This window comes from Listeria innocua, from assembly GCF_028596125.1.
GTDB lineage: Bacteria > Bacillota > Bacilli > Lactobacillales > Listeriaceae > Listeria > Listeria innocua.
The window spans coordinates 1031655-1053942 of the sequence record NZ_CP117229.1 but is presented as its reverse complement, the minus strand read 5'-3'; the positions used below and the strand labels follow the sequence as shown (position 1 = coordinate 1053942).

At 34.4% G+C, this 22288-nt stretch carries 18 protein-coding genes; 2 read left to right on the top strand and 16 right to left on the bottom strand.

Annotated features, from left to right (window positions below; translation table 11 throughout):
- Window positions 1-97: 97 nt before the first annotated feature.
- The 12 genes from PQQ29_RS05765 to PQQ29_RS05710 form a co-directional block, all read right to left on the bottom strand.
- A complete protein-coding gene (locus PQQ29_RS05765; protein WP_010990749.1) occupies window positions 98-1261 on the bottom strand; it encodes a hypothetical protein in 1164 nt (387 codons plus the stop codon).
- Between the two features lie 146 nt (window positions 1262-1407).
- On the bottom strand, window positions 1408-2964 hold the full coding sequence (gene guaA / locus PQQ29_RS05760) for a glutamine-hydrolyzing GMP synthase (RefSeq protein ID WP_010990748.1): 1557 nt from the start codon (window positions 2962-2964) through the stop codon (window positions 1408-1410).
- Window positions 2965-3092: 128 nt separating this feature from the next.
- Window positions 3093-3497, bottom strand: a complete 405-nt coding sequence (locus PQQ29_RS05755) for a PTS sugar transporter subunit IIB (RefSeq protein ID WP_010990747.1) — start codon at window positions 3495-3497, stop codon at window positions 3093-3095.
- 60 nt (window positions 3498-3557) lie between these two features.
- Complete coding sequence (locus tag PQQ29_RS05750; protein ID WP_003771336.1) at window positions 3558-3866, bottom strand: putative quinol monooxygenase; 309 nt, start codon at window positions 3864-3866, stop codon at window positions 3558-3560.
- 12 nt (window positions 3867-3878) lie between these two features.
- On the bottom strand, window positions 3879-4703 hold the full coding sequence (gene nadE / locus PQQ29_RS05745) for an NAD(+) synthase (RefSeq protein WP_003761669.1): 825 nt from the start codon (window positions 4701-4703) through the stop codon (window positions 3879-3881).
- A gap of 11 nt (window positions 4704-4714) precedes the next feature.
- The gene (locus PQQ29_RS05740) at window positions 4715-6205 is read right to left on the bottom strand and encodes a nicotinate phosphoribosyltransferase (RefSeq protein WP_187984091.1); all 1491 of its coding nucleotides are present in this window, start codon (window positions 6203-6205) and stop codon (window positions 4715-4717) included.
- A gap of 117 nt (window positions 6206-6322) precedes the next feature.
- The gene (gene tagD, locus PQQ29_RS05735; protein ID WP_003724631.1) at window positions 6323-6706 is read right to left on the bottom strand and encodes a glycerol-3-phosphate cytidylyltransferase; all 384 of its coding nucleotides are present in this window, start codon (window positions 6704-6706) and stop codon (window positions 6323-6325) included.
- A gap of 64 nt (window positions 6707-6770) precedes the next feature.
- Complete coding sequence (locus PQQ29_RS05730; protein WP_187984090.1) at window positions 6771-7922, bottom strand: CDP-glycerol glycerophosphotransferase family protein; 1152 nt, start codon at window positions 7920-7922, stop codon at window positions 6771-6773.
- Window positions 7923-7934: 12 nt separating this feature from the next.
- Window positions 7935-9089, bottom strand: coding sequence for a CDP-glycerol glycerophosphotransferase family protein (locus PQQ29_RS05725; RefSeq protein ID WP_003761659.1), 1155 nt, complete (start codon window positions 9087-9089; stop codon window positions 7935-7937).
- Window positions 9089-10477, bottom strand: a complete 1389-nt coding sequence (locus tag PQQ29_RS05720) for a glycosyltransferase family 2 protein (RefSeq protein ID WP_187984089.1) — start codon at window positions 10475-10477, stop codon at window positions 9089-9091. The genes PQQ29_RS05725 and PQQ29_RS05720 overlap by 1 nt, the downstream gene beginning before the upstream one ends.
- 140 nt (window positions 10478-10617) lie before the next feature.
- Window positions 10618-11643 carry a ribitol-5-phosphate dehydrogenase gene (locus PQQ29_RS05715; protein ID WP_003761653.1) on the bottom strand — a complete coding sequence of 342 codons (1026 nt, stop codon included), beginning with the start codon at window positions 11641-11643 and terminating at the stop codon, window positions 10618-10620.
- Window positions 11636-12349: an IspD/TarI family cytidylyltransferase gene (locus tag PQQ29_RS05710; protein WP_003766398.1), complete on the bottom strand. Its 714-nt coding sequence runs from the start codon at window positions 12347-12349 to the stop codon at window positions 11636-11638. The genes PQQ29_RS05715 and PQQ29_RS05710 overlap by 8 nt, the downstream gene beginning before the upstream one ends.
- Before the next feature lie 225 nt (window positions 12350-12574).
- Between PQQ29_RS05710 and galU the strand changes: the two genes are divergently transcribed.
- Window positions 12575-13462, top strand: a complete 888-nt coding sequence (galU, locus tag PQQ29_RS05705) for a UTP--glucose-1-phosphate uridylyltransferase GalU (RefSeq protein WP_010990742.1) — start codon at window positions 12575-12577, stop codon at window positions 13460-13462.
- Between the two features lie 51 nt (window positions 13463-13513).
- On the opposite strand, the gene PQQ29_RS05700 is transcribed toward galU, so the two are convergent.
- The 4 genes from PQQ29_RS05700 to PQQ29_RS05685 all read right to left on the bottom strand — a co-directional run bounded on the left by PQQ29_RS05700 (window position 13514) and on the right by PQQ29_RS05685 (window position 20018).
- Complete coding sequence (locus PQQ29_RS05700) at window positions 13514-14524, bottom strand: hypothetical protein (protein WP_187984088.1); 1011 nt, start codon at window positions 14522-14524, stop codon at window positions 13514-13516.
- Complete coding sequence (locus PQQ29_RS05695; protein ID WP_112119758.1) at window positions 14521-16845, bottom strand: bifunctional glycosyltransferase/CDP-glycerol:glycerophosphate glycerophosphotransferase; 2325 nt, start codon at window positions 16843-16845, stop codon at window positions 14521-14523. Before PQQ29_RS05695 ends, PQQ29_RS05700 begins: the two co-directional genes overlap by 4 nt.
- Window positions 16846-16932: 87 nt before the next feature.
- Complete coding sequence (locus tag PQQ29_RS05690) at window positions 16933-19023, bottom strand: glycosyltransferase family 39 protein (RefSeq protein WP_010990739.1); 2091 nt, start codon at window positions 19021-19023, stop codon at window positions 16933-16935.
- Window positions 19024-19028: 5 nt separating this feature from the next.
- On the bottom strand, window positions 19029-20018 hold the full coding sequence (locus PQQ29_RS05685; protein ID WP_147732751.1) for a glycosyltransferase family 2 protein: 990 nt from the start codon (window positions 20016-20018) through the stop codon (window positions 19029-19031).
- Between the two features lie 244 nt (window positions 20019-20262).
- On the opposite strand from PQQ29_RS05685, the gene PQQ29_RS05680 reads away from it, so the two are divergent.
- Window positions 20263-22269: a DUF6270 domain-containing protein gene (locus tag PQQ29_RS05680; RefSeq protein WP_010990737.1), complete on the top strand. Its 2007-nt coding sequence runs from the start codon at window positions 20263-20265 to the stop codon at window positions 22267-22269.
- Window positions 22270-22288: the final 19 nt, after the last annotated feature.

The window sequence follows — 22288 nt, the reverse complement described above, 5'->3', positions numbered from 1 at the left end:
TGAAAAGCTTAAAAATGAGGAGAAAGTATCGATTTCAAAGTAGATTAATTAATAGAAAATTAAATTGCATAGAAGATAGCTTTACCTTCTATGCGAACTATCGTGATGATAGATGTAGGAGTTCAAACTCTAATTTTTTGGATAGTTCTTGGTAATTTGTTTCTTTGCACATTTTGTTTCTATGATGTGTGTATTCATTTAGAATCGTATATACATCTACTTCAGGACACATATTAAATATGGTATATCTATGGTGAGTATAAACATCCTTACCATCGAATGCAATTCTTTTTATTGGATTTAATCTAATAATTGAGTTTAATCCTTTATCCTCTGAGCTAAATGAATGTAAAAAAATACGTTTTGAATAATTATTACGCTCTGCCATATGTTCATGAGCACATCGCAAATGAAATAAATCCCAAGCCATTCCTTGGATTTTTATTAACATATCTTTTGTATTGGGCTTTACAGAACCAAAAAACGAATCAGTTTTAGAGTCTTCTTTTAATGATAAGTAGCAAATTACAAGTTCATTTTCCCAATAACTAAATAGTTCTGTATTAATACTATCTAATAATTGAATGAGTTTGTTTTTTGCAGATTTTTTAGAAGAGAACTTAAGAAAATACATCTTCAATAATAAACAATAGATATAATAGTATCTTGGGATATATTCTTTAGTTGCATATTTTTTTAGTTCAATTAAAGATCGCCATCTTTCATCTGTGTCTAAATAATCTGTTGATGAGGGTTCTTTATTTAGATGGTTAGTTATCAATTGTTCAATATTCGTATTTTCCAATAGTGAGAAGGATAATAAACTTTCATAAATATCTTGTTTATCCAAATTAAAATTATTTGCGGCACATTCTATTAAATAGGGCGAACAATTAGGCTGTATACGTTCTTTTTTCACATATAAAAGTAATTTTATTAAGTATTCGTTACTGTAATTAGTATGGAAAAAAAGTTTTCTTAAGTTACTAATAATGTTTGAATCAAAATCTACACAATGAACTACTTCTAATTCCCTTGATTCTTTTACAGTATATTGATCAAGAACCATTGTATTGTGATACTCTGCTAATGGAGAAATTGTAAAGTTATTAAATTCCATTTTTTGAAATTTTTTTCCAAAATTATTTGAGTTGTTATCAAATAATAAAAATCTAGTATTTCTCAATTCATTATAGTTTTCTTCGAAAATAGAAAAAGGTGAAGGTGATATTAAAATCTGTTCAATTAATTTTTTTCTCACATAGATTACCTCCTACTTAATTATTATAATCATTCAATAGAATTAAATAACTGGTCAATTTTTGAACTATTGGTTGCAAAATGGTTGCATAAAACAAAAAATAACCGTGAAACCCTCTGATATCAATAGTTTCACGGTTTCTTTAATTATTCCCACTCAACCGTAGCTGGTGGCTTACTCGTAATATCATAAACAACACGATTCACATGATCCACTTCATTCACAATCCGTACCGAAATTTTCTCCAGTACATCCCACGGAATACGTGCCCAATCGGCTGTCATACCATCAATACTCGTCACTGCACGAACAACCACAGTATGGTCATACGTTCTACCATCACCCATAACACCAACGCTACGGATATTTGGAAGAGCAGTAAAGTATTGCCAGATTTCGCGTTCTAGGCCTGCGTTTTTGATTTCTTCGCGCAAGATGTAATCAGAATCGCGAACAATCTCTAATTTCTCTTCCGTAATTTCGCCAAGAACGCGGATTCCTAAGCCTGGGCCTGGGAATGGTTGGCGCCAAACGATTGCGTCAGGCATGCCAAGTTCTGTTCCTAGTGCGCGAACTTCATCTTTGAAAAGTGTATTTAATGGTTCGATTAGTTTAAATTGCATATCTTCTGGTAAGCCGCCAACGTTGTGGTGAGACTTGATTGTTTGGGCAGTTGCTGTACCACTTTCGATGATGTCTGTGTAAAGTGTTCCTTGTGCAAGGAATTCTACGCCGTCTAGTTTGTTGGCTTCGTCGTCGAATACGTAAATGAATTCGTTACCGATGATTTTACGTTTTTGTTCTGGATCGGAAACGCCAGCAAGTTTGTCCATGAAGCGTTTTTTCGCATCTACTTTGATGATGTTCATGTTGAATTCGCCTTGTAATGTTGCCATTACTTGGTCAGCTTCCCCTTTGCGAAGAAGTCCGTGGTCAACGAAAATACATGTTAATTGGTCGCCAATTGCTTTATGAATTAACACACCAACAACAGAGGAATCTACGCCGCCAGAAAGTGCAAGCAAGACTTTTTTGTCGCCTACGATTTCTTGGATTTTAGCGATTTCTACTTCACTAAAGTTTTCCATTGTCCAGTCGCCTTTACAGCCACAAATGTTTAATGCAAAATTCTTCAGTAATTCGTTGCCGTAAGCTGAGTGACGTACTTCTGGGTGGAATTGCACGCCGTAAAGCAAACGATCTTCGTCCGCAATACCTGCAATTGGGCAAGACTTACTAGTAGCTGTTACTTCAAATCCAGCTGGTTCCTCGACAACTAAATCGCCATGACTCATCCAAACAACTTGATCGGTTGGTAGTCCAGCAAATAAACGGCTTGGGTTTTCAACGTGAATGTCCGCTTTCCCGTATTCGCGGTCTTTCGCACGTTCTACTTTGCCACCGAAGTGCGTTGTCATTAATTGCATGCCGTAACAAATTCCTAAAATCGGAATTCCCATGTCAAAGATTCTTTCGTCTGCGCGGAAGGCATCTTCGTCATACACACTGTTAGGTCCTCCTGAAAAAATAATCCCCGTTGGATTTAGTGCTTTCATTTCTTCAACTGTAATAGTATGCGGATGTAATTCACTATACACACCGAATTCACGAATGCGGCGCGTAATTAGTTGATTGTACTGACTACCAAAATCTAGAACGATAATTTTCTCTTGCTCGGTAAAGTCTTTCATAATTTTAAACAAAACCACCCTTATCTATAAAATGAAACCGCAAAATCGCGGTTACTTCACAATAATATAAGAAAAGGACAAATCACTTGTCCTTTTCATCTTCTTTCATTTTAACGTTTCCCCTCTAAAGTTGCAACACCTTATTTGGAATTTTTCGCATCCATTAAGGCTAGACCTTGCGTGAGAATCTTATCTCCGCGCATCCGACCGAAATCGAGTGAATCAATATTAGCGCAAGGAATATTTAGTTCGCCTAATACTTCCTCCACTGTTTTGTACATATATTTCACTTGTGGTGCTACTAAAACGGCATCGACTTGCTCTTTGTAATCACGGAATTTCCCGGCTGTAATTGCGCCGACTGGACCCATCACGACAATCAGATCCCGCTCGCTATATTTCTCGAGAAAACTATCTTTGTATTTTACGTCATCTGGAAATAGTAAAACAGCGTCCATTCCTTCTGATGTCGCGCTTTTCACGACATTTTGTGCCATTAAGCTTGACGTCGCACCGCCAGCACAAACAATCATCAACGTTTGCATTTGTCATCCCTCCAAAAAAATGATTCCAGGAGAGTCCTAGAATCATTCATGTTTTATCATCTATATGCCTTTTCCACCGAGTATGTCTAATTCTTGTATTTGTTTTATATCTTTTATTAAAGGTTTGGCGCGTTTAATTGTTTCTTGTACAGCTGGGTTATCAAGAGATGCTTTATGGTGCCCTTTGTCAACCCAAATTTCAGAAACAAACACCGTGTCTGGCTCGGTTTCAGATTCGCTGACAATATACTGAATACACGTGTTGTAATCATCCAATCCTTCAGCCGCTTCAAGCAAAATTTTAACTAAATTATCTTTTTCTCCTGGATGTGTATAAAATGCAGTTAATAAACCATAACCAACTTTCATTTAAACAGCCTCCTATTTCCAGAAATCGTCAAATATAGTAATTGCCATATGGCGTTTATGTTCGGTTTTAATAAACCAATTCTCAATTTTTGCCGCAGCATCTGCTGGAACTTCTTTGCCTTCTAAGTAATCGTCAATTTGGTCATAAGTTACACCAAGCGCGACTTCATCAGGAAGTGCTGGCTTATTATCTTCTAAATCCGCAGTCGGTTTTTTCAAATATAAATGTTCTGGGCAGCCAAGCTCTTTAAGAAGCGCCTTGCCTTGTCTTTTATTCAAGCGGAACAGTGGATTAATATCCGTTCCCCCGTCGCCGTATTTCGTATAAAAGCCAGTAACTGCTTCCGCGGAGTGATCGGTTCCAACAACGACGCCTTTGTGCATCGCTGCAATCGCGTATTGAACTTTCATCCGTTCGCGCGCTTTTTCATTACCTTTAGCGAAATCAGATAGTTCAACTCCCGCTTCCGCAAGCGCCGCAACACTCGCATCAACCGAAGCTTTAATATTCACGGTTAAGCGATTATCTGGTGCCATAAAATCAAGTGCATCTTGACGGTCCGATTCATCTAGTTGTGTTCCGTATGGCAAGCTCACAGCGAAGAATTGGTACTCATCATCACCTGTTTCCGCTCGTAATTCGCTTATCGCCATCTGTGCTAGTTTTCCAGTTAAAGTCGAATCTTGTCCCCCAGAAATCCCCAGAACAAAGCTTTTTAAGAACGTATTCTTTTTTAAATATGCTTTTAAAAACTCGACACTTTTCCGGATTTCTTCGTGTGCATCAATTGTTTCTGCCACTTGCATATCTGCTAAAATTCTTTCTCTGATTTCCATTATAATTCCTCCTAAAACGGCATATCTAGTTCAACTGGTGAATGAAGTTGGACACTTTTACGTACCTTTTCGATATTACGCATCTTGTTTTTCCAACATTTTACACTTAAATCAACTGGGTATTGCTCTGGACGAACAGTTCGTTTATACTCATCCCAAAGCAGCGCCAAGTTTTCTTCTTTATATGCTTTAATTTCATCTAAAGTCGGCATGTCATAAACAAGTTCCCCATCTTTAAAAATCGGTACAAGTAACTCGCGAGCAGTGAAATTCTCGACGGTCTTCATAATATACGTATGAACTGGGTGGAACATCGTTAGTTTGTCGACATTTTCAAGTGATTCATCCGCTAAAGCAATATAATCGCCTTCTGCTTTTAAGCCATCTTCATTCGTAATAATCCGGTAAACCTTTTTCTTACCAGGTGTTGAAACTTTTTCAGTGTTACTAGAAAGTTTAATTGAATCTTGTAAAATATCATTTTCATCAGCAATCGCCGCCATTTTGTAAACTGCTCCCAGCGCTGGTTGATCGTAGGCCGTGATAAGTTTCGTACCCACACCCCAAGAATCAATTTTCGCTTTTTGCGCTTTTAAGGATAAAATAGTATGTTCGTCTAAGTCACTTGAAGCAAAAATTTTCGCTTCTGTAAAACCAGCCTCATCCAACATTTGGCGCGCTTTTTTAGATAGGAAAGCCATATCGCCACTATCTAGGCGGATGCCGATAAAGTTGATTTTATCGCCCATTTCTTTCGCTACTTTAATCGCATTTGGTACGCCGGATTTTAGCGTATCGTATGTATCTACTAAGAAAATCGAATCAAAATGCGTTTTTGCGTAACTTCTAAATGCTTCTAGTTCGTCGCGGTAGGCTTGAACCATCGCATGTGCCATCGTACCAGACACAGGAATACCGAAAATCTTTCCAGCTCGAACATTACTTGTGGAATCACAACCGCCGATGTAAGCCGCTCGTGTGCCCCAAATAGCTGCATCCATTTCTTGCGCGCGTCTTGTTCCGAATTCAGCAAACGTTTCGTAGTCAATAACAGAACGAATTCGCGCAGCTTTTGTAGCGATTAGCGTTTGGAAATTCACAATATTAAGCAAAGCTGTTTCGATTAATTGTGCTTCTGCCAAGCTTGCTTCTACTTGAAGGATTGGCTCGGTTTTAAACACGAATTCCCCTTCTTTTGCAGCAAGAATATTTCCTTTAAATTTAAAATTACGTAGATATTCGAGGAAAGGTCCGTCAAACCCAAGTTCATCATGTAAATAAGCAATATCCGTTTCTGTAAAACGTAAATTTTGCATATAATTAATAATTCGTTCCAGTCCAGCAAATACAACAAAACCTGAATCAAATGGCATGTCTCGGAAAAACACTTCAAATACCGATCTACGCTCATGAAGTCCATCGTCAAAATACGCTTTCATCATATTTAGTTGATATAAGTCTGTATGCAGCGTTAGACTATCATCTTGAAATAAATTTGTCATTTCTTCTGCTCCTATCATAACTAGTTCTTTGCGTTATTATTTATACATAATAATAGCACAAAACAAGCCTACCACCTAATAATTGAACATTACCGGTCTGCCTGTTTTGTGCTACGACTATTTTAAATCATCTTTAATCTTGGAAGTAGAAATACCGTCTGTCCGTGGTAAATAAACAACTTCACAATAAGGTTTTAAGAAGTCAAATTCGCCTTCCCAATCATCACCCATCACAAAAATATCAATATCACGATTTTTAACATCTTCTAATTTTTGTTCCCAGTTACTTTCTGGAATCACTTCATCGACATATCTGATTGCCTCTAAAATTAATTTGCGATGTTCAAAGTTATGGTATGCTTCTTTGTGTTTGATTCGATTAAATTCATCGGTTGAAATGGCTACAATAAGGTAATCACCTAAAGCTTTTGCTCGTTCTAATAAACGAATATGCCCCCAGTGAATTAAATCAAATGTGCCATATGTAATTACTTTCTTCATCAGCCCACCTACTTTCTTTAGTAGTATATCAAGAAAACAAAAATTTCTCTACTTGTTAGCAGTGCTACTTTTCAAGCTGTTCTTTTAAAAAGGATACAAAACGCTCACTTGAAAATCCATCCGAATATTTATTCCATTTCTCAGCAAATAATCGAACTTTTTCCAAATCAAACGTATTATTTTGTATTACTTCAATTAGCTCAGTCGTTGTAAAAACATGGGGGCCAGGAATGGTTTCTAAAAAGCCATCTGAAAGTCCTCTAGCATTATCATATTCCGTTAAATCATACGTAAAGAAAATCATTGGTTTTTGAAGTAAAGCAAACTCAAACGGAATGGAAGAATAATCAGTAATTAAAATATCCACAACTGGTAGTAACGTTTCAATCGGCGTTTCTTTATCCACATAAATGACAAAATCATCATCTAGTTTCTCTAAATCATTACTAATAGAAGGATGTAATTTTAAAATCAATTGATATTCATTTCCTAAGGCTTGTTTCATTTCCGCAATATCTAAATGTAACTTTGCCATTCCCAATTCATTATCCCGAAAAGTCGGCGCATATAGTAATTTAATTCTGTTTGTTAAATGTAAATGCTCGTATGACCACTGATAATTTTCTTGTAACTGCGCTTCTTTGAAGAAATAATCAGTCCGTGGAACACCAAGTTTCAACATGTTCGATTCATCTAGTAAAAATGATTTTTTGAAAATTGATGCCATTTCATCAGAACCAACAAGTACTTTTGTAAAACGTTTATATACTTCTTGAAATCTTTTCTTATCCCGATCTGACCTTTTTTGCGCTGCTTTATCTTCCCAGCCAAATTTCTTAAGCGCACCGTTTGCGTGCCAAACTTGGATACAATTTACGCCATTTCGTAATTTCAAGCCAGCTAATTCCACAAAATAATTATCTGTGACAACTACTTTTGCCGTATTGAGGTGAAACATTAATGGAATAAATTGTTGCAGTGTCTTCGGTTTTACTTTTATAAAGTCTAAAGATAACTTTGATACGTCTACTCTAGGATCATAGAAGACAATTGTTTTCGGGGTGACATTGGACAGTTTCATTTGCTTAATAATCGCAGTGGGATTTTCTTCAAAACTTATAAGAAAAACAACTTTTTGCTGAACTGGTAAAAGGCTCGCCAAGAATCCAATTATTTTAACAGCAAGCATATACATATAAATTGCTATTTTTTTCAATATTCCCACCGCCTATTTTTCAGCAAAAACTTTTTTCACTGTTTTCTCTGCTGCGTGCCCGTCTTCCCAAGTACAGAATTGTTCTAAAAAGCTATCTGCAATTTGAGGCGGATTTTCAAGCATGATTTCTATTTCTGCCATTAAAGCATCATTCGTTTCAACAAGTGGTCCTGGGGCATTTTGTTCAAAGTCAAAGTAAAAGCCTCTAAGTGTATCGCGATATTCAGCCAAATCATACGTATAGAACAACATTGGTCTTTTTAAATTAGCATAATCAAAAAATACGGAAGAATAATCAGTAATTAATAAATCGCTCACTAAATACAAATCTCTAATATCTTCATGTTTGGAAGCATCTCGTACAAAATCACCATACTGCGTGAAATCAAAATGTTCGGCTACGAGATAATGCATCCGAACTAACAGAACGACTTCATCACCGAATTTTTCTTGCATTTTGGCAATATCAATCTTTAAATCAAACTTATATTTTCCGATTTCGTAAAAATCATTATCACGCCAAGTTGGCGCATATAAAATAACTTTCTTATCTTCTGGAATATTTAAGGCCATTTTGATATTAGCGATTTTCAACTCTTTATCCGCACTAAATAAAATATCATTTCTCGGATAGCCAGACTCAATCATTTCCCCAGTGAAACCAAATGCACGTCTGAAAATCGTACTAGAATACGCATTAGGTGAAATTAAATAATCCCACTTCTGCGCCTCTTTCACAAAATCAGCCTTGTATTGTTCGGTTGTTTGGCCAGGCATATGTACTTCATCGATGTCGACACCTAGTTTTTTCAAAGGCGTTCCGTGCCACGTTTGTACATAAATAGTTTTTTTCGGTTTTGGTAGCTCAAGCGGCAGTCTACTATTAGAAATCCAATATTTAGCTAAGCCCATTTTAAACAACCAATTAACAGAAAAACGCTTAACATACGGTACCCCGTGCGCTTCAAACAAATCAACATACTTCGGATTTACACTCCACAACAACTCGTATTCTGGATTATGCTCTTCCATATATTCAAAAATAGCACGTGGATTACAACTATATTGCTTCCCAGAAAAGCTTTCAAACATCACTAATTCTTTTCTTCGAGGTAAAAATCCTACTAGCTTAAATAGGAAATAATATATTTTTTGTACAAACTTCATCAGGATACTCCCCCCTGTTTAAACTTTCGCTTTAAAGCTTTATTTCTTTTTAATTTTCCTAACACACTCTTGATGACATTTAAATCTATCATTGTTATTTTTTGATTTTTATCTTGGTAAAACACTTGGACTTTCAATTGATATGGTTTTAACCGTGTCATCACTTTTTCAAGTGTCCCCTCTTCACGAACAACAATATCCCAAATTGTTTGGGCTGTTTTTCGTTTTACTACTTTTGTTTGCGCCGTACCTACAGATGTATTAGCAAAGAATTCTCCGCCATCTGATAAAGTTTCCCGCGCCTCTTCTAGTAAGAGTTCCACTGTTACAGCTTTTCCAGGACGGTAATTTTCTTTTACTGTGACAAGCGGAACTTCTTCTAATTCTGCCGTCTTAAACTGTACTGGCCAGCCGTTTCGCAAAATTGAAAGCATCATTTCTTTTACAACAAGTGGTGTATCCAGTGCTACAATCATCTCCGGACCAACTTCTTGTAATATTTTCTGTAATTCACGCACAAAGATTTCTTGTTCCTGCTCATTTAATACTTCTTTAAAATAAATGTTTTCTTTATAAAAAAACAACTTGGCATGGTACGCGATTAAATACTGCACATATGGAATCACTTCGCCAAAAATTTCTTTAGAGTTTGTTAAATAAGTTTGGTACACCTTTTGTAAAAATGGCGTATATCTTTCCGGTTGCTTCCAAGCTGAACTTACTAAAGAACCTTTTTGCTTTAAATCACGATAGTAATAGTAACCAGCATCGGCAATCAATCCGTAACTTCTATTTTCAAGCAAAAATTTCGTAATTAAAAGCTGATCTTCCGCAAATTTAAGCGTTTCATCAAAGGCAAATTGCTTCAAACTTTCGAAACGAAAAAAAGTACCGCCAATATAAAAATGAATTGCTTGCGGTTCTTTTTCAATCGCTACAACTCGATTTCCATTTGTGAAACGGTCATTTAATTTATGTGGAGAAATTTTTTGTTTTTTCCCAAAATCATCTAAATAATAAAAAGCTGGGACAAGCATATTAACAGCTGATTTTTCTAGGAAGTTCACCATACTAAAAAGCATATTTGGCGATAACAGATCATCTGCATCTAAAAATCCTACAAAGTCAGTGTCTTCTTGTACATTATGTATTCCAATATTTCTCGCCTTAGAAGGACCACCATTCGGGACATCAAAAACGCGAATATTACTCGGATATTTTTCGGCATAGCTATGAGCAATCGCACTACTACGGTCCGTGCTCCCATCATTAATAAGCAGAACTTCCACATGCTTCAAAAAGCTGTAAGTCTGCTTAATTATACTATCTATGGATAAAGCCAACCTTTTTTCCGCATTGTAAAAAGGAATTATAATCGCAAATTTCATTCTTTTTTCCCTCTCCATATAAAACTGGGAAGTTAAGGTCTCGCATATGAACGCCGAATTTCCTCTCGACTGCCTTGCTTCCTAAATATACTTTAGCAAACAAATTCATAAGCGTATAGCCTAAACTCCCCAATGTTTTATTATATCTTCCACTCCATAACGCTTTTGCCCCATGGACTACGTAAATCAGCTTCAAAGGCTTCGATTACATCTTGAATCGAATGCACCGTATGCACTTCACCAACTAGGTTTTGTAAATATTCTACCCCGCGTTTGTTCGTGGATAGAAATTCTACTGTTTTTTCAAAGTCAACCCGGCCGCTACGACTACTTCCGTAAACTGTAAGCCCTTTTTCGAGTACCATACGTGAGTTAAATTCAATCGGATACTCAGAAACTCCTAGTAACGAAATAGTTCCTTCAGGTTTAATTACATCAATAATCTGACTGACTGCATACTGACTACCCATTCCTCCAGCACATTCAAAAGCTTGATCAATGACTAAATCAGCTGGTACATCATCAATCGAATATGCGCCATCTACAAAAGAAAAGAAGTCTAATTTATATGGTGTTTTTCCAAAAATGTAAACTTTACTTTCTGGATACCAATTTTTTAATAATAAGGAAGTGATAAAGCCTAAGTTTCCATCACCCCATACGCCAAAGCTATCACGGTTAGCGTTACTTTTTCCTTCAAAACGTAAAATCGCATGTACAGCAACAGAAATAAGCTCAGAAAATGCCGCTACTTTCATATTGATGTCATCAGGTAATGCAACAACCCGGTCACGACGCATAAATACATAATCTTGCATTAAACCATCATAACCACTAGAACGGAATTTACTCGAACGTAAATAGTTCTCAGCAATGACTGGATCATTCTCAAATGGTGTGTTCGGAATCATGACAACTTTTGTTCCAGGTTTAAACTCTTTTGTTGCGTCATAAACGACTTCGCCAACGCCTTCATGAATAAGCGCCATTGGAAGTTTTTTAGAAAGCATTTCTTTTCCTCTAGAACCTGTATAGTAGCGTTGGTCTGCCGCACAAATAGATAAATGAGTAGGTCTAACAACGACCACATCACCAGCTAAAGATTCGTCCACATTGGCAACTTCAAACTGTCTCTCTGACACAAGTCTATATACTTGATTAATCATTGGCTATCCGCTCCTGAATAATCGCATTCGCTACTTTCAAATCATATGGAGTTGTAATTTTTATATTGAAAATCTCGCCTTTAACAAGCTTCACCTGATCGCCAGCAAGCAAACAAATTTTACATGCGTCTGTTAAAATTTGTTTTTTCTCTGCGCTTAAGTTTTGATAATGATTATACACTTTTTTCATATTGAAACTTTGCGGTGTTTGCCCTTGATACATTTGATCTCTGACAGGAATATCTGTAATAAACTCATGATTACTTGATTCAACGATTGTATCAAGTGCTTCAATAACAGTATCTACAGCGCCTGTTTCAATCGCAGCATCAATGTTTTCTTCAATAATTCGGTGCGTTAAAAATGGGCGCACAGCATCATGTGTTACGATAATATCTTCATCGTTTAAACCAAATGTTTTTTCGACATAACGAATTCCGTTCATAATTGTTTCATTACGGTCTTCTCCGCCTTCAATTACGACAATTCGATCATCAGAAATATATTTTTTAATATTATCTTCAGCATGATTCATCCATTCTTTAGGTGAAGAAATAAGAATTTTATCAAATCGTGTATTTAAAATAAATTTTTCTACTGTATGAACAATGATTGGTTTACCATTTAGAGGTAGAAATTGTTTCGGCATGCTAACGTTACCCATTCGCGTACCTTTTCCTCCAGCTAAAATTTGAGCGTATATCATCCTCTAATCTCCTTTAACTGTTTTTTATATTAACCTGTTATATTATAACACAAAACTTGTCTAACAAACTAGCTTCTATCTAAGCGAATATCTATTTTCAATATCATTTTAACAAAACTTTTGAAATTTATCTCCTTTGCCGATAAAAACTTGTAAATTCAAAGAAGCTTAGCGTATAATTAGGTGAGTCTACTTGAATTATAGATTAGAAGGAGATTATTAAATATGAGAGTAAAAAAAGCTGTAATCCCAGCTGCTGGATTAGGAACACGCTTTCTACCAGCAACTAAAGCAATGCCTAAAGAAATTTTACCTATCGTGGATAAACCAACTATTCAATACATAGTGGAAGAGGCTGTTGCCTCGGGTATAGAGGATATCTTAATCGTAACTGGTAAAGGAAAACGCGCTATCGAAGACCATTTCGATTCCGTGCCTGAACTTGAGAATAATTTGCGTGAAAAAAACAAATTAGAGTTATTACATCTTGTAGAGCAAACAACTAACATTAACTTGCACTTTATCCGTCAAGCAAAACCAAAAGGACTTGGTGATGCCATCCTTCAAGCAAAAGGTTTTGTTGGGAATGAGCCATTTATCGTTATGTTAGGTGATGATATTGTAGAATCCAAAATCCCTTGTTCCAAACAATTGATGAATCAATACGAAAAAACACATAGTTCTGTAATTGGCGTACAAACTGTGCCACATGAGGAAACATATCGTTACGGTATTATTGATCCAATTAATGAATACGATAAGAATTTATACAATGTAAAAGGTTTTGTTGAGAAACCAGATCCTGCCAAAGCACCATCCGATTTAGCAATTCTCGGTCGTTACCTACTAACACCACAAATTTTTGACTTCTTAGAAACTCAAAAGCCTGGTGCAGGCGGCGAAATCCAATTAACAGACGCAATCAATAGCCTAAATGAAGTACAACGCGTATTTGCTTATGACTTTGAAGGCGAACGTTTTGACGTTGGCGATAAATTCGGTTTTATTCAAACTACAATGCAATTCGCGCTAAAACATCCAGAAATCAAAGAGGATGTCAAAGCATTAATTGACGATTTATACCAACAAGTGCATAAAAACGATAAAAAATAAAAAAAAGAGAGCTGACATTTTTTCATTTGTCAGCTCTCTTTTTGCATCAACTTAAAAATAAAGTTTGTAACACTTAGCAATCGGTTTTAAAGAATTTAAACCAACTGCTTTATAGACAGCGTTTGTCGCGCGTCGATAAAATCTTAAATTATATTGTTTTGTTTGATAATGCATTTTTTCAAAAAGTACCTTTAAGAATTTTAAATACGCATTACTAAACGCTTTATTATTACCCCACTCAGGATATTCTTTCACTGGTACTTGTAGATAGAAATATCCTAAGGAAACAAGTTCACTTACAAGATGCTTATCATTATCTTCTAGAAAAACAGTAAGGGCCTCAATTGCCTCGGTTGCCTCGGTAAGATTTCCAGACATTAATTGCTTTTGGAAAGTTGGACCTAATTTAGTACGAATCAAATAATTAAACAAGTTCTTATCAAAATCAAGAAGTTCCAGTCTTAAACTTGTGTAGTTATTTTCTAACTTTCGATAAAATTCCCAGCAATCAACCATATCTGTTATTCTATAATTATTTGCAACTTGATTTTTAGCCTCGTTTATTTTTGTTTCTTCTAAAACACTGTGCTTCCAAACCATTTTTGCCTGATGAAAAATATCAATCAAAGTTGTTTCGTTTATCCTCTCCTCAAAATAATTTTTCAAAAAGGATACATTATATAATTGGTATTGTCCCATTTCTTCTAGGAGCATATGAGGATCACGTTCTAAATACGTACTAGTTGGATTTGGTGTTAATTCAGCTAAGAATTGAAGTGTGCCAGTCATTTCGTAACTATCTTCATTTGGTAATTTACGAAGATGTTGTAAAAATACAGGATTTTGACTAAATAAATGAATATCTGCTCCAACCATGTTTTCGGGGAAGCGAGCAATATAGTCTTGAATTTGTGAAAGGATGTTTTCTTCAGGTTTTGAACAAATAATTAAAAAATCAGCGTTTGACATAGAAATATTATTTTTTATTTGTTCTAAAAGATGAGGACTTCCCCATTTACCACTAGATTCCTTTACAACGAGTTGTTCTATTACTATACTCATATATCCTTCACTTCCTCATTCGCTTTTCCAATATAAGTCTCAACAAAACGTTTCGTTGAATTCCCATCCAAACTACCAACAAATTTCTTTTTAAAGATTTCCAACTCGTCGTAATTATATAGACCACTTTTAACCGCTTCAATAAGCGATGGTGTATCTCTAAACACTTCACCAGGAATGGTCGCTTTATAATCAAAGTAGAAACCACGTTCATCAAGATAATCATCAATATCGTAGGCAAAGAAATAAATCGGTTTGTTCATCAAACTAAATTCGAAAATGACAGAAGAATAATCAGTAATAAGCGCATCACTGAATAACATTAAGTCATTAATATCATTATTTAGCGTTAAATTCAAAATAAACGGATCATCTTCTTCTACATTGAATGAAACGTTTTTAATAACCGGATGGAATTTCAAAATTAAGATATGAGTATCGCCAAGTTCTTTTTTCAACGCTGCAATATCAAGAACTACACTATAATTAAAACGCTCATTCGGTCCACCACGGAAAGTAGGTGCATATAACAATATTTTTTTATCGCGCAATTGCGGATACATTTTCATATATTTTTCTTTTGTATAATTCACATATTCATCATCAAAAAACACATCAGTTCGAGGTACACCAATTGGTTTAATTTGATTAGCTTGTTTTCTAAAAGCTTCCATATATTCCGGAATAATTCCTTCTGAGCTTACAAGCACATCAGTATAAGGGGAATGCGCACGAGTTTCAAATTCTTCTGTATTTGCATCTGTACCTTCCAGCGCACTAAATCCAAATTTCTTAAATGCGCCTGTTGCATGCCATGACTGCACAACATGTGTATTTTTGTTAAATTTCAAACCGTAAATTTTATTGTAATAATCATCTAAAACAATTGTTTTCGTTCGCCCCAGCGTATAATATAGCTGAAACATTTCAAACCAATTCCGATTTTTTCGTAAAAACACATATACTTTTTGAGGCATATTGTTATAAAACATATAATCATAAATTGCTAATAAATTACCTTCCAAAGTGGTGCTACGTTCTGTAGCTAATATCACTTGGTTCTTCTTCCGTGGCATTAATGTAGCAATTCTAAAAATAATCCCTCTACTTATTTTACGAATTAAAATTGGAGCTTTAAACTTGCGTCGAACAATAAATTTAAATGAAATTTTACGAGCATCACGCCAATTATTATTTTCAATTATTTGTAGAGCAGCCTTCATGGGAATTGGGTAAGTTTTTCTAAATGCAATTTTAGCTTCTTCCCCTTGTCGGCTCCATAAATAACCAATTAAATTACGATAGTTTTCTTTATTGTCTTTCGTTATATAACGTACACGCTCAATACTACTAAATAACAAGAAGTATCTAAATGAAGGGATAATATTTAAAAAGTCATCTGATTTTGTTTTCAACCAGTCTAAAGTCATTGTAAAAGCAATTTTTTGGTTCTCACTTTTTTTGCTTTCTATTGCTGCTCGTAACGCTCCCCAAAGCTCCACACTAGAAACGCGTTGATAATATTTTAAAGCAACCTCGTAATCAGTGTTGTTTTTTTTCAGTTCTTCTTCACCATAGTCAAAAATCTGGAAAACAGACTTTAAAATACGAATTGGATCTTTATCTACTGATTGCGTTAATGATTGCGATTCACCATCGCGTAAACGATAATAATAAACAACTTTTTCTACTGTATAAATATCTTTGGCTTGCAATAAAGCATGTAAAACAAACGGTTGATCTTCCCCGTAGCGAATATTCTCTGGGAAAAATACGCCATCAATTAGTGAATGGTGATACAATTTCGCACATGGTCCAATTGAATAAAACAACTCAGGATTTTTTAATAAGGTTTTCATTCCTGGTTTAGCAATATTATATTGAATATGCATTGGTATAAACCATTCGCCCTCTGAATTAAAACGTTTGGTTGCTCCAGTAATTAGTTTTGCCCCTGTAGAAATAGCACCATCATACATTAGTTGTAAGGAATAGTTAGGCAGTATATCATCACTATCAACAAAACAAATATACATACCTATTGCAAGTCGTAAACCATGGTTCCTTGCAGAAGCTGGTCCTCCGTTTGGTTGAGTGTATAATTTAAACCGTGGCTTATCTTTTATATATTCGGTTACAATTTCTATTGTTTTATCTGTTGAACCATCGTCAATTAATAACACTTCATAACTATCAAAAGTTTGCTCATGAATACTTTCGAGAGTTTCAAGTATTACTTCTTCCACATTATAAAGTGGCATAATTATGCTTATTCCTATTTCTCGGCTTTGTTCAATTATTTTATTTGAATCTTTACTCATTTATAGACTCTCCCTAATTCAAAATATATGTCACATGTTAATTAGATGTTCTCCATGTTTATATACATAACCTAATATTGGATAGTATTAACGTCTTCTTTTAAAAACATAATACGTTCCTGCAAAAACAAGCATGATACATAAATCAAACATAATATATGCATATTTTGGCATTAATGGTTTTGAGGTTGTATTTGTAACAAAAAAGCCTATGTCTTGGTATTCTTTTTTGTCATCATTAACGTACAAATCGCCATATGGGTAAAGGTCTAAATCATTATCAAAATAGGTTCCTAAAACTAAAGGTTGATTTGGATGGCTATTTTCTACTTCTGAGATTACGATGCGATACCTATTATTTCCTTTAGGATTATCGTTAACGCTCAATTTAAGGTAAGCCTCATTTGGAAAATCTGTACCTTTTTTCTCTTGATTATAAATTATAGTGTCATTAGTTTCATTGATAACTTTTATTCGATATGAACTACTAGCTTCCGGTTTTTTCATCACATATATGTCAATTGAGTTAAAAGGACTATCAGATGTAAATTCTTGTGAAATAGTTTGTTTATTATTAACTGGTAACGCTATATGAGCATAACTTTGCTTAACAATATAATGATTAATATCTTGTTTATCAGTCGCAATCATTTTTCCACCAAACGCAAGAAAAACACTACTTAACAAAAAGATAAGGAAACTCGTAATTAAGAAAGATTTTTTTAACTTATCTTTTAAAACTACTTTTTCTGTAAATAAACTTTCTATAATAAACTTAAATCCATAAATAGAAGACACAATCATTAATGGAGTTACAAATAATATATAACGCTGATTTGCTTCCCAGATTAAATGAAATAACCAGACACCAACTAAGGTGATATTTATAAAGAAAGATATATCAAGTTCTCTTTTTTTATAAAAACGTAACGCACCTAAACATATTAACAGTAAATTAATGATATGGAACATTTGGGCAGCGAACTCTGTAAAAAAGCGCTTATCTCCAAAGAAATAATCAAATGAAGCTGGATAATCTAATGCAGAATTCGTGTACCACGTATAAGCGCGTGTACCATCTGTCCATGTGTTTATCATTTTATTATTATATAATTTTGCAAGTCCAATGGGCCCATGCTCTTTTAGTCGTTCTTTTATTTTCTCTATATTCGCTTCTTGTTTCTCTTCTTTTGTCTTGTATTGATTTGTAAAAGCCACGTCTTCACTATTGTAACGACCTGCTGGCTCACCAAGCCCCATCATCACCCAGTGCGTTTGCGGAAATTCTATAGCCAAATTTTTCTTAAATCCATAATGATTAGATAATGGCGTGAAAACAGCATTTAAACTTACAAAGAAAATCGCTAACACCATTGTATTTAGCAAGACCTTACGCCAATTTCTTATGAAACATTGATGAATAATCATCGCTGGCAATAAAATTATGATATTTGGCTTAATATGATACCCAACGGCAAACAATAACCCGATAATAATAAAATACCACCATTTATTATTTTTCGTATATAAATAATAAAATAAAGTAATAAGGGAAGCAAAAGGCAAGACTAGAGTATCAGTATAAAAATACCAAATGTAACCTAGTAATGGAACACAAAATAGTATAATGATAAGATAAATATTCGCATATTTGCTACCATTTTCTTTACGAATAATCCAAAACAATACAAAAATAGTAATATTCATACATAAAAATAGAAATACACTTTCAAGTAAGAATACATTGGAAACTCCAAGCATTCCTCCAAAAGCATATAACCAGTATCGTATAATGGTTATAAAGATATTATTTGGATACATCATAAAGTATTCTTGACCAGTAGCATGTCCTCCATTTGCCAGCATTTTTAAAGACTCGCCCTTAATTACATAGGCATCCGCATATGAATTCATTTGCAGCGAAACTAATAGATATACTTGGACTGCTAATATCAAAATCACTAAAGAGATGGTTAAAAAACCATCTCCTTTTTTATTTAATCTAGTACTAAACTGGAAAATCCCAATAAGAACTAATAACGCAGCAGCGCTAAGAACTATTAAGACAAAAGGATGTTCAAAAGTAAAAGTTTGTGGTTTGAAAATGCTTAGGCAAAGCAAGTAGCCAAATAGGAGGATAAATAAAGCATTAAAAGTGTAAACTAACTTATTCTTCACTTTACTTACACCAAACTCTCGTTGTTTTTATTTTTCTCGCATTTCATTTCAAAGACATTATCTTCAATTGTAAAACGAGGACGTTCTTTTACTTGTCGGAAAATTTTTCCAATATATTCGCCCAAAACGCCCATACCAATTAATTGTACCCCGCCGAGTAACCAAATAGAAACAATTAAAGAGGTCCAACCAGGAACTACGCCCCCGATTATTTTTTGAACAATTGCATAAATACCTAAAACTACACCTACTAAGAAAGTAATAGAACCAATCACTAGCAATAAGCGAATTGGCGCCACACTAAAAGAAGTAATACCATCAACAGCAAATAATAACATTTTCTTTAATGGATATTTCGATTCTCCAGCAAAGCGTTCATTTCTATTATAATAAACTTTGGTAGATTTAAATCCAAGTAATGGTACAATACCTCTAATAAACATATTTTCTTCTTTATAGCGTAAAAATTCTGTTAATGCGCGTTTGCTAAGTAATCTATAGTCCGCATGATTAGGAACCATATTAACACCTAACTTACTCATAATCTTATAAAAAGTTAGAGCAGAATTTCTTTTGAAAAAAGTATCTGTATCGCGTTTATCTCTCACACCATAAACCACATCGAAACCTTCATGATATTTTTCCATAAATTCAATAATTGCATTTACGTCATCTTGTAAATCTGCGTCGATAGAAACAACACAGTCTGAATGTTCATGTGCAGCTGTTAATCCTGCTAATAATGCACCTTGATGCCCATAATTACGACTCAACTTTAGCCCTGATACATGCTCATGTGATTCAGAATATTGCTTTATAAGTTCCCAAGTTCGATCCTTACTTCCATCATCAACAAACATGATTTGACTATTGTTACTAATAGAATCATTCATCACTAATTTTTTTATAATATTTGTTAGTTGTGTTACGCTCTCGCTTAATACCTCTTCTTCATTATAACAAGGCACCACAACGGTTAAAAATGGTTTTTCCACTCTCACTACAACCCCTTACTGATATGCTATTGTATAAAATTCAGTATCTACAGCATATCTTATTTACAGCAGTTTATCAACCATCTGTGCAAAATTTATCAGTGTTTAGCTTCACTTAATAAAAAAAGGCTTTTCATTATCTGCAATTATTCTGAAAACTTTCAACTTTTATCAATTTTGTAGGGAATTTTATTGAAATATGATAAAATAAAAAGTATCATAATTAAATTTTAAGGAGCTAGCGATGAAATTTTATATAAAGGAAATTGAGTTAATAGAATCTAAAACATGGAAGATACATGGTTTTTCAGAAGGAAAAATCAGTAGCATTCAAGCATATTACAACGAAATCCGAGAATATAAACACCCTGAACAAAAGTTAAACATTCCTTTTACTCAAGAAAAAAATTCATTCACTGCAGTTATTTCGATTGACGAACTTGCTGAGTATTCTCTCCCAAATAATGAGACTGCTTGGAAATTTAAAGTGAATGGCGATTATCCATATAATCATTTGATGTCAGATGGACCTATTATTAATCAACCTTTCCAACCATCTAATTCACTTTACCAATATCATTTTGATTTTCCAGAAGGTGTATTAACGCTTATTAGTAGACCAGTGGAACTTTTAGCTTCATTAGAAAGTTTTTCATTAAGCGAAAAATTGATGACAGGTACTATCAAAATTAATTCTTCGCTTCCAGATGGACCGTTTAAAGCAAAGCTACTACTAAAACGTAGACCAACACCTAGCTTTTATTTATTCCATGAGCAAGAACAATCATTTGACTTAGGACTGGTTACAGATAAAGTCGTTAGCTTTTCGATTCCTGTTAAAGACTTAGCAACTAACTTCTTAGTAGATAATACAAATATTTTAGATGCCATGATTGAAATATCGCCTAAAGAAGTAGAGCAAGGATTAACTACATTCCTATCTATTGACGCCGAAAGAAAACCATCCATTCCGAAAGAAGTGGAATTGGCTTCCCCGCACTTTGCTACACTGCGCTCTTATGTCACTGGCTCAAGCAGATTATCCTTCTATTTCAAAAAGAATATTCAAGGATTAGTAAGTGTCAGTCAACTAAAAGAATCAGGTAGCGATATAACTTTACAATTTAAATTAGAAGGAAACTTCCATGAAGGACAAGTTGTAGCAAAACGACTAGATAAAAAAGCAGATGTATTTGAATATCATATGGAACAAGCTTGGCCACTAAAAAAAGGAATAGGGAAACACTCTGTACGCATTAGTAAAAGTGAATTCTTAGCTGGCCCTAATAACAAAGCATATGCGACATGGGATTTTTTCCTCCGTTCCAAAGATATGCCTGATTTACCTATTCTAGTTCCAAATACAATTGACCTTAGTAATACTAAGTTTTTTAATATTGCCAACAAGAAATTCCTAGCACAATTAACTAAAAATGATTTCAATAATTTGTCATGCTTAACGGCTCCCGCGCCAAAAATTAAAGAAGATATAACTAAAATTGCTGTTATGGGCACTTGTTTTAGTCGCAATGCTTTTAACTCATCTCCTTTTTTCAATCCTGATTATAAAGCATTTTTCGAATGTAGCTTTACGCAGTTTCACTCTTCTATTATTAGTGTAATGACTGAACCTGCTGAGAGTTTTAATTTGGACAAGTACAATGATATGAAACCAGCAGAGAAAACAATCGTGGAAGAAGATTGGAAGAAAGACTTTTTCGTTAACCTAAAAGAGTCTAATTCTGATTATTTCCTTATTGATCTTTATCCTGATGTTATTCGTCCAGTCATTTGGTTAAATAACAAAACGGCAATCACTTTATCATATATTATAGAAGATAGTCAATTACTTAATGACCTTCCTTATGAAAGAATTCTAGATCATATTGATAATGAAGCATTCTTTAATGAGTGGAAAGGTTATGCTGATCAATTTATTGCAAAATTAACAGAAACATTCCCTGCTGATCGAGTGATTTTAAACTTAGGTGGCTTTACAACCTCATATTACGATGAAAATGGAAAAGTAGTAGTTTATAAAAATAAAATGGCAATTGAGAAAAATAATTACTTCTGGGATAGAATAAACAACTACTTCTTGTCGAAACTGCCTGAAGCAAAAGTCATCGATTTTTCAAAGAAATCATATATTGGTGATTTCAACTATCCATTTGGTCATTCGTTTTCCCATTTTGAATCAGCTTATTACAAAGACTTTTTGAAAGAGCTTATTTATATAACTAAATCGTAAGCGAAAAAAACAGAGTGAT

Coding starts and splice junctions, on each gene's coding strand:
- PQQ29_RS05755 (WP_010990747.1), bottom strand. CDS start 3,497: ATGCAAACGTTGATGATTGTTTGTGCTGGCGGTGCGACGTCAAGCTTA.
- PQQ29_RS05750 (WP_003771336.1), bottom strand. CDS start 3,866: ATGAAAGTTGGTTATGGTTTATTAACTGCATTTTATACACATCCAGGA.
- nadE (WP_003761669.1), bottom strand. CDS start 4,703: ATGGAAATCAGAGAAAGAATTTTAGCAGATATGCAAGTGGCAGAAACA.
- PQQ29_RS05740 (WP_187984091.1), bottom strand. CDS start 6,205: ATGACAAATTTATTTCAAGATGATAGTCTAACGCTGCATACAGACTTA.
- tagD (WP_003724631.1), bottom strand. CDS start 6,706: ATGAAGAAAGTAATTACATATGGCACATTTGATTTAATTCACTGGGGG.
- PQQ29_RS05725 (WP_003761659.1), bottom strand. CDS start 9,089: ATGAAGTTTGTACAAAAAATATATTATTTCCTATTTAAGCTAGTAGGA.
- PQQ29_RS05720 (WP_187984089.1), bottom strand. CDS start 10,477: ATGAAATTTGCGATTATAATTCCTTTTTACAATGCGGAAAAAAGGTTG.
- PQQ29_RS05715 (WP_003761653.1), bottom strand. CDS start 11,643: ATGATTAATCAAGTATATAGACTTGTGTCAGAGAGACAGTTTGAAGTT.
- PQQ29_RS05710 (WP_003766398.1), bottom strand. CDS start 12,349: ATGATATACGCTCAAATTTTAGCTGGAGGAAAAGGTACGCGAATGGGT.
- galU (WP_010990742.1), top strand. CDS start 12,575: ATGAGAGTAAAAAAAGCTGTAATCCCAGCTGCTGGATTAGGAACACGC.
- PQQ29_RS05700 (WP_187984088.1), bottom strand. CDS start 14,524: ATGAGTATAGTAATAGAACAACTCGTTGTAAAGGAATCTAGTGGTAAA.
- PQQ29_RS05695 (WP_112119758.1), bottom strand. CDS start 16,845: ATGAGTAAAGATTCAAATAAAATAATTGAACAAAGCCGAGAAATAGGA.
- PQQ29_RS05680 (WP_010990737.1), top strand. CDS start 20,263: ATGAAATTTTATATAAAGGAAATTGAGTTAATAGAATCTAAAACATGG.